Source organism: Pseudomonas aegrilactucae (genome assembly GCF_019168305.1).
Lineage (GTDB): Bacteria > Pseudomonadota > Gammaproteobacteria > Pseudomonadales > Pseudomonadaceae > Aquipseudomonas > Aquipseudomonas aegrilactucae.
The window spans coordinates 20,094-30,920 of record NZ_JAHTBI010000093.1 but is presented as its reverse complement, the minus strand read 5'-3'; the positions used below and the strand labels follow the sequence as shown (position 1 = coordinate 30,920).

General features: G+C 65.2%; 10 protein-coding genes. All 10 read right to left on the bottom strand.

The genetic code is table 11. The features are described from left to right. Positions 1–68: 68 nt before the first annotated feature. The 10 genes from KUO17_RS22675 to pyrR all read right to left on the bottom strand — a co-directional run bounded on the left by KUO17_RS22675 (position 69) and on the right by pyrR (position 10,802). On the bottom strand, positions 69–683 hold the full coding sequence (locus KUO17_RS22675; protein WP_217977822.1) for a TetR/AcrR family transcriptional regulator: 615 nt from the start codon (positions 681–683) through the stop codon (positions 69–71). Between the two features lie 13 nt (positions 684–696). Beyond that, positions 697–2,379, bottom strand: coding sequence for a class II poly(R)-hydroxyalkanoic acid synthase (gene phaC, locus KUO17_RS22670; protein ID WP_217977821.1), 1,683 nt, complete (start codon positions 2,377–2,379; stop codon positions 697–699). A gap of 117 nt (positions 2,380–2,496) precedes the next feature. Then, positions 2,497–3,348: a poly(3-hydroxyalkanoate) depolymerase gene (phaZ, locus tag KUO17_RS22665; RefSeq protein ID WP_217977820.1), complete on the bottom strand. Its 852-nt coding sequence runs from the start codon at positions 3,346–3,348 to the stop codon at positions 2,497–2,499. A gap of 56 nt (positions 3,349–3,404) precedes the next feature. Next, positions 3,405–5,084: a class II poly(R)-hydroxyalkanoic acid synthase gene (gene phaC / locus KUO17_RS22660; protein WP_217977819.1), complete on the bottom strand. Its 1,680-nt coding sequence runs from the start codon at positions 5,082–5,084 to the stop codon at positions 3,405–3,407. Between the two features lie 353 nt (positions 5,085–5,437). Further along, positions 5,438–5,815: a gamma-butyrobetaine hydroxylase family protein gene (locus KUO17_RS22655; RefSeq protein ID WP_217977818.1), complete on the bottom strand. Its 378-nt coding sequence runs from the start codon at positions 5,813–5,815 to the stop codon at positions 5,438–5,440. 44 nt (positions 5,816–5,859) lie between these two features. Next, positions 5,860–7,197, bottom strand: coding sequence for an ATP-dependent protease ATPase subunit HslU (gene hslU, locus KUO17_RS22650; protein ID WP_217977817.1), 1,338 nt, complete (start codon positions 7,195–7,197; stop codon positions 5,860–5,862). 77 nt (positions 7,198–7,274) lie between these two features. Then, positions 7,275–7,805 (bottom strand): ATP-dependent protease subunit HslV, encoded by a 531-nt coding sequence (gene hslV, locus KUO17_RS22645; RefSeq protein WP_038997544.1) that lies wholly within the window; start codon positions 7,803–7,805, stop codon positions 7,275–7,277. Positions 7,806–7,998: 193 nt separating this feature from the next. Then, on the bottom strand, positions 7,999–9,270 hold the full coding sequence (locus tag KUO17_RS22640; protein WP_217977816.1) for a dihydroorotase: 1,272 nt from the start codon (positions 9,268–9,270) through the stop codon (positions 7,999–8,001). Beyond that, the gene (locus tag KUO17_RS22635; RefSeq protein ID WP_010221491.1) at positions 9,267–10,271 is read right to left on the bottom strand and encodes an aspartate carbamoyltransferase catalytic subunit; all 1,005 of its coding nucleotides are present in this window, start codon (positions 10,269–10,271) and stop codon (positions 9,267–9,269) included. Before KUO17_RS22635 ends, KUO17_RS22640 begins: the two co-directional genes overlap by 4 nt. A 12-nt stretch (positions 10,272–10,283) precedes the next feature. Next, on the bottom strand, positions 10,284–10,802 hold the full coding sequence (gene pyrR, locus KUO17_RS22630) for a bifunctional pyr operon transcriptional regulator/uracil phosphoribosyltransferase PyrR (RefSeq protein WP_217977815.1): 519 nt from the start codon (positions 10,800–10,802) through the stop codon (positions 10,284–10,286). Positions 10,803–10,827: the final 25 nt, after the last annotated feature.

Below are 10,827 nucleotides of genomic sequence, written 5' to 3'. Positions count from 1 at the left end.
AGCCAGCTCCCACAGGGTTAGGCGGCGTTACCCAGAACCTGTGGGAGCTGGCTTGCCAGCGAAGCTTTTCAGCCCTCCAGGTACCTCAAGGCCAACTGCTCCGCCGCATGGCGCGACTCCACCTCCAGGTGCGGCGCCACCAGCATCATCACCTGGTACACCACGATCCCCACCTCGCCCTCGCGCGCCAGTACCCGTTGGTAATCCAGCGAGAACAGCAACGTCAGAGTGATCTGCTCCACCAGTTGCCCCAGTGCTCGCGTATCACTGGTCACCTGCCCATGCGCCTTGAGGCTCGCCAGCAGCGCCGCCAGCGTGCGCTTGAGTGCATTGAGCAGGTGGCGCATGCCACGCGCCAGCTTGGGCAGGCGCCCGGTCAGGTTGGACAGGTCCTGGAACAGAAACCGGTACTGCGCCATGCGTTCCACGATCAGGTGCAGGAACAGCCAGTAGTCCTCAGCCTCCAGGCGCACTTCCAGCGGCGGGTCCAGCAGGGGTGTCAGTTCTTCTTCGAAACGCTCGAACAAGCCCAGCACCAATGGCTCCTTGCCGTGAAAGTGGTAGTACAGGTTGCCTGGGCTGATGCCCATTTCGTTGGCAATTTCCAGGGTCGAGACATTCGGTTCGCCCTGCCGGTTGAACAGCTGCAGGGCACACTCGAGAATTCGGTCGCGGGTTTTCATCCTGTCTTCTTGCTCAGCGCACCAGCACGTAGGTACCGGGTGCGGGGTCCATGGGAGGGTAGGTCGCGCTGCCCAGCGTCATGCGGGTCTCGCGCTGCGCACCGGAGCGCGCCTGTATCCAGTCCAGCCACTGCGGCCACCAACTGCCGTCCACCTTGTGGGCATCGTAGTACCAGGCCCGCGGGTCACCACTGAGCGTGGGGTTCTCGACATAGTGTGCCTTGGGGTTGCCCGGCGGGTTGAGAATGCTCTGCACATGCCCGCTGCTGGCCAGCACGAAGCGCCGTTCGCCGCCCAGCAGCAGCGCCGAACGGTACACCGCATCCCAGGGGGTGATGTGGTCGTTGCTGCCGGCCACGTGAAAGCTGTCCACGCTGACCTTCTGCAGGTCGATCGGCGTGCCGCACACTTCCAACCCTTCGGCATGCGCCAGCGGGTTGAATTTGAAGAAATCCAGCAGGTCACCGTGCAGCGCGGCCGGCAGACGCGTGTTGTCGTTGTTCCAGTAGAGGATGTCGAACGCCGGCGGCGCCTTGCCCAGCAGGTAGTTGTTGACGAAGTAGTTCCAGATCAGGTCGTTGGGGCGCATCCAGGCGAACACCTTGGCCATCTCGCGGCCCTCCAGTACGCCCTGCTGATACGAGCGGCGCTTGGCGGCCTCCAGGGTCTGCTCGTCGGCGAACAGGCTCGCCGGGCTGTCCAGCTGGCTGTCGAGCAGGCTCACCAGGTAGGTGGCGCTGTGCACCCGGCGTGCCTGGCGCTTGGCCTGCAGGTGGCCCTGCAGGGCGGCGATGGTCAGCCCGCCGGCACACGCACCGAGCAGGTTGACGTCACGGCTGCCGGTGATCGTGCGGCACACGTTCATCGCCTCTTCAGCCGCCGCCACATAGCTCGACAGGCCCCACTCGCGGTGGCGCGGGTCGGGGTTGCGCCAGCTGATCATGAAGGTCTGCAGGCCGTTCTTGAGCATGTACTGGACGAAGCTGTTGCTGGCGCTGAGGTCGAAGATGTAGAACTTGTTGATCTGCGGCGGCACCACCAGCACCGGCCGTGCGTACTGTTTTTCGCTCATGGGCTTGTACTGGATCAGCTCCAGCAGCTCGTTGCGAAACACCACCGCGCCGGGGGTGCTGGCCAGGTTGCGGCCAACCTCGAAGGCGTCCGCGGCGACCTGGCGCGGCAGGCCGTCGTTGTGGCGCAGGTCGTCGATCAGGTGGCCAAGGCCGCGCACCATGCTCAGGCCGCCGGAGTTGAGCAGTTCCTTGATCGCCGCCGGGTTGAGCAGGGTGTTGGTGGGCGCCACGGCGTCGTTGAGCAGTGAGAACAGAAAGTGCGCGCGGGCGCGGTCATCGTCGTCCAGCTGGCTTTCGTCGATCCACTGGCGGGTCTGCTTCTGCCAGGCCAGGTACGCCTGCAGGCCGCGCCGGTAGAACGGGTTGAGCTGCCAGCTGGGGTCGGTGAAGCGGGTGTCGCGCGCGGCGGGCTGGTAGGGGGTATCGCCAAGCATCACGCGGCCCAGCTTGCCGCCCAGCTCCAGCAGATGGCGGGCGGTGTGCAGCGGGTGGCGCAGGCCATGGCGACCGAGGTTGCGCACCGTCGACAGCAGGTCGCGACCGCGCAGGCCGCTGATTGCGCTGCGCACGTTGATAAAGCTGGCGGGGGTGGGGGCCCCAGCCTTCGCGGGCTTGTCTTTCATCCAGGCAACACTCCGTCGTCAGGCCATCAACCAATGTTTCAATGCAAGAGCGACACCAACCCGGGCTGGCGCTGGCATGCCCCGGCGTTCCTGCCAGGGGTGCAAGCGATAAGGGGCTCAAGCGCTCGGGGCGGGCCGTGGATGCATGACGGCGCGCTGGCGCTCCTGCTGCAGGAATTTCATGATGATCGGGGCGACGGCCTCGGCCCGGGTGATCAGGAACAAGTGACCGTCGTCGATTATGTGTAGCTGGGCATTGGGAATACGCCAGGCCAGCAGGCGCATATTGATCAACGGGATCAGCGGGTCGTCGTCACCGGCCAGCACCAGCGTCGGCTGCTGGATCTTGTGCAGCCAGTGGATGCTGGTCCAGCCCATGCCGGCGAACAGCTGCCAGTAGTAGCCCAGCTTGCCCGAGGAGCGCACCTTGGAGGCGTGCGACAGCGCCAGGTCCGGGTCGCGCCGAAAGGCCCCGCCGTAGATTTCCGGGGCGATGCGGATCACATGCGACGGTTGAATGTAGCGCCGCGGGCTTGCCATCAGCCACAGCACCCGTGGCTTGCCCGGCACCATCACCGCACCGGCCGCAGTGGCCGCCAGCACCAGCTTCTTGCAGCGCTCGGGGTAATCGTGGGCGAACTGCTGGGCCAGCGCCCCGCCCCACGACACGCCGATTGCGTTGACCTGGCCGTAGTCCAGGTAGTCGAGCATGCGTGCGGTCAGCCTGGCCAGGCCCGGGAAGCGGTACGGGCGGCGCGGCGTGGACGAGCCGCCCACGCCCGGCACATCGAAGGCGATCACTTCCAGGTCCGGGTCGAGCGCTTCGATGAACGGGAACACCAGCTCCAGGTTGGCACCGATGCCATTGAAGATCAGCAGGGGGGTGAGGTGCGGCTTGCCGGGGCGAACGGCCGTGCGGATGGTCTGGCCATCCAGCTCGACGGTTCTGAAGAGGTACGGTTGCGGCATGCGCGAGCCCTGTAGTCATTGCAGCGCCGCCTTGCGTGCAGGCGGCACCGGTGTTTTCAACGTTCGTGAACGTAGGTGCCGGGGGCGGCTTCGGCACTCGGGTAGGCCTTGTTGCCCAGCTTGGTCGGTGCCGGCTTGAGCTCGCCCGAACGCTCCGCCAGCCAGCTCTGCCAGTACAGCCACCAGGAGTCGGTGTGCTTGGTCGAGTTCTCCTGCCAGTCATCGGCCAGCGCCGGCATCTCGCTGCTGGTCATGTAGCGCGCCTTGGGGTTGCCCGGCGGGTTGAGGATGCTCTGGATATGCCCGCTGTTGGACAGCAGGAACTCGACCTTGCCGCCGAACAGCTGCGCCGACTTGTAGCAGGACTTCCACGGGGTGATGTGGTCGTTGGTGCCGGCCACGCTGAAGATGTCGGTGGTGACCTGGCTCAGGTCGATCGGTGTGCCGCACACTTCCAGTGCGCCGGGGCGTACCAGTGGGTTGTTCTTGAACATTTCGATCAGGTCGCCGTGGAACGCGGCGGGCAGGCGCGTGGTGTCGTTGTTCCAGAACAGGATGTCGAACACCGGCGGCTCGTTGCCCAGCAGGTAGTTGTTGACCCAGTAGTTCCAGATCAGGTCGTTGGGCCGCATCCAGGCGAACACCTTGGCCATGTCGCGGCCTTCGAGCACGCCGGCCTGGTAGGAGTGACGCTTGGCCGCCTCCAGGGTCTGTTCGTCGACGAACAGCGCGACCTGGGTGTCCAGGGTGGTGTCGAGCACGCTCACCAGCAGGGTCAGGGCATTGACCTTCTTCTCGCCCAATGCCGCGTAGTGGCCCACCAGCGCGGTGCAGGTGATGCCCCCCGAGCAGGCGCCGAGCATGTTCAGGTCCTTGCTGCCGGTGATCGCCAGCACCACGTCGACCGCCTCCTTGAGCGCGTCGATGTAGGTCGACAGGCCCCACTCGCGCTGCGCCTTGGTGGGGTTGCGCCAGCTGATGATGAAGGTCTGCACGGTGGAGCGCAGGCAGAAGCGCGCCAGGCTCTTGTCGACGCTGAGGTCGAACACATAGAACTTGTTGATTTGCGGTGGCACCACCAGCAGCGGCTTTTCGTGCACCTGCTCGGTGATGGGGCGGTACTGGATCAGCTCCAGCACATCGTTGCGAAACACCACTGCCCCGTCGCTGGTGCCCAGGTTCTTGCCGACCTCGAAGGCGTCCATGTTGACCTGGCTGGGCATGCCGCCGTTGTGCACCATGTCCTTGGCCAGGTTCGACAGGCCGTCGAGCAGGCTCTTGCCGCCGGTTTCGAAGAAGCGCTTGACCGCTGCCGGGTTGGCCGCGGTGTTGGTCGGGGCCATGGCCTCGGTCATCAGGTTGATGACGAAGTGCGCGCGGCTGATGTCCTGCTCCGACAGGTCGCTCTTGCCGACCCAGTCGTGCAGTTCCTTGCGCCACGCCAGGTAGGTTTGCAGGTAACGGCGGTACAGCGGGTTCTGGCTCCAGGCCGGGTCGCTGAAGCGGCGGTCGTCGCTGTCCGGTTGCAGGCCGGACTTGCCGAAGATCACGTCCTTGAGTTGCAGGCCGAAATGCGCGACATGCTTGGCACTGTGCAGGGGCTGCTTGATGGCCTGGCGCAGCACCATCCGGGCAGACGACAGCAGGTCCTTGCGGCGCAGGCCTATGACGGGGTTCAGCCCCAGGGTGTTTTCCGAGGCTTGGCGCTGCAGGTCATCGTTGTTCTTGTTACTCATCTACGACGCTCCGTTGTCCTGAGACGAGTACCGGGTTGGCTAGGGACGCTGCATAGCCAGGTGCCCGGTACTACTGCTCGGGTGACCAGTGATAACGAACTGCGGTCCTGCGGCCGGATGCATGACGGTGATGAGCCTTGCGGGTTTTTCTGCGTGTGAAGACAGCCTGCTTTCGCTCGCGACCTCTACATACCGGCCAGACCCTGCATGAAAAAACCGATGCAGGGAACTTGCCATCTCCATTGGTTACCCGACTTTCATCGAATGCGCAAGCCGGCCAATCGTTGGCCGGTGCCTGAGGCATTCAAGCAAATAGAATTAGAAAATGCGCTCTAAAACCCTAGAGTGCCGCGCTAGAGCATCAGTTTGATGACAGATTCGGAGGGGTCGCGGGATTTGCCGGCCTTGGCCAGTTCGTCGAGGTACTCGGCCCACAGTTGCGCCTGGCGCAGGCACAGTTGCTCCAGGTACTCCCAGGTGAACAGGCCGCTGTCATGGCCGTCGTCGAAGGTCAGCTTGAGGGCGTACTGCCCGGCGGGTTCGAGCTGGGTCAGGCCGACGCCAAGCTTGCCGTACTGCAGGATCGGGTTGCCGTGGCCCTGGACCTCGGCGGACGGGGAATGCACGCGCAGGAACTCGGCGGGCAGGTGGTACACCTCATCGGGCCCGTAGGTCAGGCTCAGGGTCTTGGAGGCTTTGTGCAGATTGATCGCGGTAGGCAGTCGGGACATAAAGTTCAGGGCCGCGAACGGCCCTGCCTGCAAGGGAGTTAGGCTTACAGAATATAACGAGACAGGTCTTCGTTCTGCGCCAATTCGCCCAGGTGGCTGTTGACGTAGTCGGCGTCGATGCGGATCGGCGTCTCGCTGTGGGCGCTGGCCAGGTCGCCGGCGCTGAACGACACCTCTTCGAGCAGGCGCTCGAGCAGGGTGTGCAGGCGACGCGCACCGATGTTCTCGGTCTTCTCGTTGACCTGCCAGGCGATCTCGGCCAGGCGCTTGATGCCGTCGGCGGCGAACTCGATGTTCAGGCCTTCGGTTTTCAGCAGCTCACGGTACTGCTCGGTGAGCGAGGCGTGTGGTTCGCTGAGGATGCGCTCGAAATCCTGCGGGCTCAGGGCCTTGAGTTCCACGCGAATCGGCAGGCGGCCTTGCAGCTCGGGCACCAGGTCGCTCGGTTTGCTCAGGTGGAACGCGCCGGAGGCGATGAACAGGATGTGGTCGGTCTTGACCATGCCCAGCTTGGTGTTGACCGTGCAGCCTTCGATCAGCGGCAGCAGGTCGCGCTGCACGCCTTCACGGGACACATCGGCGCCGCCGACGTTGCCGCGCTTGGCCACCTTGTCGATTTCGTCGATGAACACGATACCGTGCTGCTCGACCGCTTCCAGGGCCTTGGCCTTGAGCTCTTCCTCGTTGACCAGGCGCCCGGCCTCTTCGTCGCGCACCAGCTTGAGCGCTTCCTTGACCTTGAGCTTGCGGCTTTTCTTCTTGCCCTTGCCCATGTTGGCGAACAGGCTCTGCAACTGGTTGGTCATCTCTTCCATGCCCGGCGGCGCGGAAATGTCGACGCCGACCGCTTCGGCCACTTCGATCTCGATTTCCTTGTCATCCAGCTGACCTTCGCGCAGGCGCTTGCGGAACAGCTGACGGGTGTTGGAGTCGCCGGTGTTGACCGGGTCTTCGTTGAAACCGGTGCGTGCCGGCGGCAGCAGGGCATCGAGGATGCGCTCTTCGGCGGCGTCTTCGGCGCGGTGGCGCACGCGCACGATCTCCTGCTCGCGCAGCAGCTTGATCGCGGCATCGGCCAGGTCGCGGATGATCGACTCGACGTCACGGCCCACATAGCCCACTTCGGTGAACTTGGTGGCTTCGACCTTGATGAACGGCGCGTTGGCCAGCTTGGCCAGGCGACGGGCGATTTCGGTCTTGCCGACACCGGTGGGGCCGATCATCAGGATGTTCTTGGGGGTCACTTCAACGCGCAGCTCTTCGGGCAGCTGCATGCGGCGCCAGCGGTTGCGCAGGGCGATGGCGACGGCGCGCTTGGCGTCGTCCTGGCCGATGATGTGGCGATTGAGTTCGTGGACGATTTCGCGGGGGGTCATGGACATAATGGTCGATGGTCCTGTGGGCAAGTGTTCAGCGTGGGAAAGCCCGACCGTCGGGGCCGGGCGCCAGAACAGCTGAATTACTCGGCCAGGTCCTGCTCCTCGATGGTCAGGTTGTGGTTGGTGAACACGCAGATGTCACCGGCGATGTTCAGTGCGGCCTCGGTGATTTCGCGAGCCGACAGATCGGTTTTTTGCAGCAGCGCGCGCGCGGCAGCCTGGGCGTAGCCGCCGCCGGAACCCATGGCGATCAGGCCATCTTCGGGTTCGACCACATCACCGTTGCCGGTGATGATCAAGGAGGCGTCCTTGTTGGCGACGGCCAGCATGGCTTCCAGGCGGCTCAGGGAGCGGTCGGTACGCCATTCCTTGGCCAGCTCGACGGCGGCGCGAATGAGGTGGCCCTGATGTTTCTCAAGCTGGCCTTCGAAGCGTTCGAACAGAGTGAAGGCGTCGGCGGTGGCACCGGCGAAGCCGGCGATGACCTGGCCGTGGTACAGGCGACGGACCTTTTTGGCGTTGCCTTTCATCACGGTATTGCCGAGGGAAACCTGGCCGTCGCCGCCCATGACGACTTTGCCGTGGCGACGAACTGAAACGATGGTGGTCAAGGGAGAGTCTCCACGCAGCGAGGCGAAAATGCCTGATGCAGACTCATATGGGGGTGGGGGGAAATATTTCAACCTTCTGGGCCCCTTCGCTGGCAAGCCAGCTCCCACAGGTACTGCGCCGCATTGAAGGCCGGTGTTAATCCTGTGGGCGCTGGCTTGCCAGCGAAGGGCCGCGACGCGGCCCCGGCTTTACTCAGGCTTCGTGGCTGATATGCCCATCAACCAGGGTGTAGCGCACCGCGCCCGGCAGGCAGTGCCCGATGAACGGGCAGTTCTCGCCCTTGGAGCGCCACTGCTCGCCGGCCACGGTGGAGGCCTGCGGGTCGAACAGCACCACATCCGCCGCGCCGCCCACCTGCAGCGAGCCGGCCGGCAAGCGCAATGCTGCGGCCGGTCCGCTGGACAAACGCTGCAACAAAGTTGCGAGGTCGAGCAGGCCGTCTTCCACCAGGGTCATGGCCAGCGGCAGCAACAGCTCCACGCTGCTGATGCCAGGCTCGGTGGCGCCGAACGGCGCCAGCTTGGCATCGCGCTCATGGGGCTGGTGATGGCTGGAAATGGCCTGGATCACCCCGGACTTGACTGCTTCACGCAGGCCGTCGCGGTCGGCGCGGGTGCGCAGCGGCGGTTGCACGTGGTACAGGCTGGAGAAGTCGCGCAGCGCTTCGTCGGTGAGGATCAGCTGGTACAGCGCCACGTCGGCGGTTACCGGCAGGCCACGCGCCTGCGCCTGTTCGATCAGCCTGGCACCACGGGCGCTGGTCAACTGGCTGAAGTGCGCACGCACACCGGTCTGCTCCACCAGCAGCAGGTCACGGGCCAGGGCCACGGTCTCGGCGGTTTCCGGAATGCCCGGCAGGCCGAGGAAGCTGGCCATCGCGCCTTCGTGGGCCAGGCCACCCTGGGCCAGGTCGCGGTCCTGGGAGTGGAAGATCACCGTCAGGTCGAACGTTGCCGCGTAATCCAGCGCACGCGCCAGGGTACGGTTGTTGCCGAAACTGTTCAGGCCGTTGCCGAACGCCACGCAGCCGGCATCGCGCAAGGCGATCAGTTCTGCCAGTTGCTCGCCTTCCAGGCCCTTGCTCAAGGCACCGATCGGGTACACCTTGCTGTGGCCGGCCTCGCGGGCGCGGTCCAGAATCAGCTCGGTGACGGCCGAGGTGTCGAGCACCGGTTTGGTCTGCGGCGGGCAGCACAGGCTGGTCACGCCACCGGCTGCAGCGGCGCGGGTTTCGCTGGCGATGCTGCCCTTGCGGCTGTAGCCGGGCTCGCGCAGGGCGACGCTGAGGTCGACCAGGCCAGGCGCGGCCACCAGGCCGTTGGCGTCCAGCGTGCGCGCTGGCGTGAAGCCGGCCGGGGCGGCGCCGATGGCGATGATCTTGCCGGCGTCGATGTGCAGGTCGCTGACCTGGTCCAGGCCGCTGTTGGGGTCGATGACCCGTGCGCCGAGGATACTGAGGCTCACTGGGCGTTCTCCTGCTCGAATTGACGTTGCGCGGTCTGCCCGCTCATGGCCATGGACAGCACCGCCATGCGCACGGCGATGCCGTAGGTGACCTGGTTCAGAATCACCGAATGGGCGCCGTCGGCCACTGCCGACTCGATCTCGACGCCGCGGTTGATCGGCCCCGGGTGCATCACGATGGCATCCGGCTTGGCCCCGGCCAGGCGTGCGGTGGTCAGGCCGAACAGGCGGTAGAACTCGCCTTCGCTGGGCAGCAGGCCGCCGGCCATGCGTTCACGCTGCAGGCGCAGCATGATCACCACGTCGACGTCCTTCAGGCCCTGCTCCAGGTCGGTGTAGACCTTCACGCCATACTGCTCGATACCGATCGGCAGCAGGGTCTTGGGGCCGATCACGCGGATGTCCGGGCAACCCAGGGTTTTCAGCGCGAGCATGTTCGAGCGCGCCACCCGCGAGTGCAGGATGTCGCCGACGATGGCCACCGAAAGGTTCTCGAAACCGCCCTTGTGGCGACGAATGGTCAGCATGTCGAGCATGCCCTGGGTCGGGTGCGCATGGCGCCCGTCGCCACCATTGATGATCGCCACCTCCGGGCACACGTGCTCGGCGATGAAGTGCGCGGCGCCCGAGTCGGCGTGGCGCACCACGAACATGTCGGCGGCCATGGCTTCAAGGTTGCGCAAGGTGTCGAACAGGGTTTCGCCCTTGCTCGTCGAGGAGGTCGACACGTTCAGCGTGATCACGTCGGCCGACAGCCGCTGGGCGGCCAGTTCGAAGGTGGTGCGGGTGCGCGTGGAGTTCTCGAAGAACACGTTGCACACGGTCTTGCCGCGCAGCAACGGGACTTTCTTGACTGCCCGGGCGCCGACCTCGAGGAACGAGTCGGCGGTGTCGAGGATTTCGGTCAGCAGCTCGCGGGGCAAGCCGTCGAGCGAAAGAAAATGGCGCAGCTGGCCCTGATCATTGAGCTGCAGCGGGCGCTTGGCGTCGATTGGCGTCATCGCGGGGGACTCTTAAAGGGCGGAAGCGGAGGCGAGGTCCTGGCGCTCGAGCACGAGCGGCGCGGGGCCGGACAATTTTACCCGTTCATCGGCGGCCAGCGACAGGGTGGCACCCACCACATTTGGCCGGATCGGCAGTTCGCCGGCGTCCAGGTCCAGCAGGCATACCAGGGTCACGCTGGCCGGGCGGCCATAGTCGAACAGTTCGTTGAGGGCGGCGCGGATGGTACGCCCGCTCATCAGCACATCGTCTACCAGCACCAGGTGCTGGCCTTCGATCTCGAACGGCAGTTCGGAGGGGCGCACCTGCGGGTGCAGGCCGTTCTGGCTGAAGTCGTCGCGGTAGAACGAGACGTCCAGGGTGCCCAGCGGCGTGTCGTTGCCCAGCTCGGCAAGCAGCGCCTGGGCCACCCACACGCCGCCGGTGCGGATGCCGATGAAGCGTGGTTCGGCGATGCTGCGGCGGGCCAGGTGGGCGCGAAGATCAACGGCCATCTGCCGGATCAGTTCGGCGGGATTGGGTAGGCTCATGCGTGCTCCTCAAGAGGCCGGGGCA